The sequence below is a fragment of the Gilliamella sp. BG2 genome, assembly GCF_046635645.1.
In the GTDB taxonomy this organism is placed as follows: Bacteria; Pseudomonadota; Gammaproteobacteria; order Enterobacterales; family Orbaceae; genus Gilliamella; species Gilliamella bombi.
Map to the genome: position 1 here is coordinate 1 of NZ_JBIDFF010000068.1, position 1,529 is coordinate 1,529.

A 1,529-nucleotide genomic window follows, 5' to 3' on the forward strand; every position below is an offset into this window, starting at 1 on the left:
CGAATAACCTTAAAAAATACTTTGGTGAACTTAATAACTCAACTGGCGCAACCAAAGTTTTAGTTGATTCGCTGATTTTGATGTCTCAACATGTCGATATACTCATGACAGGAGTTGGTGCGCTTGCTGCTATTTATGCGGGTAAATATATCACATCGCTAGCTAGTGTGACTAAACAGAGCGCCGAACAAACAATTGCAAATATTCGGCAAGCACAAGCTGAAAAAGTTTTGATTCAAGCCGAAATAGAGCGAATTAACGAGAACATCAGAGCGTTAGAAGTTCAGAAACAGAATATTATTTTAGCTCAAACGCATTGTAATAGCTTGCGCGCCCAAACATCATTAAATAAACAGCTTATCGCGGTTGAAGCCCAGTTAGCTACAGCAACAAACAAACATGCAGCAGCGCAAACACAGCTAAACACAGCAATAAAAACGACTTCTTTAGCCGCCAATGGTCTAAGGTCAGCTATGGCTTTGTTAGGTGGACCTGCTGGCGCTGCTATGTTGGCGGCTATGTCGCTGTACTATTTCTATGAAAAGGCAAAAAATGCAAAAGAAGAAGCTGTTGGTTTAACTGGAAAAGTGAAAGCACTTTCTGAACAGCTTAATTCTTTCGCTGATGAAAAATTAGTTGTTATTAAAGATGAAGCAGTCAAAGATATAAAAAATGCACAAGAGCAGTTGAAGTTATTGCGCGTCCAAATGAATTCAACACAAGATATCTTGGATGGTAAAGGCATTTACTCAAATGAAAAACGAATAAATGAAGCTCTTGTCACTAGAAATAAACAGCGTGAACAAGAAAAAGAAATTCTTGACGGAATATTAGCAGCCCAAAAACAAATAGCAGAAGTTGAAGACATACTAGCTTCCCGTATAGGACCAAAGCTTGTAAATAATGGTAAGGAATTAGCAAAAAACTGGGATGACGCATCAAAATCAGAAATTGATAAAAAGCTTGCGAGCATATCCAAAGAGCTTGAAATTGCTAAGTTGAAAGCCAAAGAAAATAGTGAAGCGGCATTTGTCTTGGACGGGCTTTATTCGGCGTTGGGTGATAGAGCTAATGAGTATAGGGAAGACTTAGTGGCGCTGGCACTTGGTCAAACCAACTTTACTAAGTTAACAAATGACCAAGCGGTTGCTTTACAGCCGTTGATAGCACAATTAAGAGTGTTGTCAGCGGAAAACAATAAAATTAAGGCAAGCAATAAAAAAGGCACAACAAAATCATACGCCGAAGAAATCAAAGAACTTAGCGACAAGCTAGAAGTGGCTAAACTCGAATCTAAGGGTATGACGGTTGAAGCTGAATTACTTGCTATTACTCAAAAAATGGGCGGTAAAGTTACAGCAAAACAAACAGAAGAGCTTAGAAAGCTAATCGAAGCATCACAAGCTTATAAAGAACTTGGTTCATTAAAAAGCCCAATTGAAGCCGAAGAAAATTCATTCAAAAAATCGAAAAAATCACTAGATGTATTACGGAAAGAAGGAGAAATAAAAACTCAAGAGGAATACAAC

The 1,529-nt window shown here is 38.1% G+C and carries 1 protein-coding gene; it reads left to right on the plus strand.

What is annotated here, in order from left to right; translation table 11 throughout:
• On the plus strand, nt 1-1,529 hold a 1,529-nt coding region (locus ACGH6Q_RS12280; RefSeq protein WP_411592987.1), incomplete at both ends, for a hypothetical protein.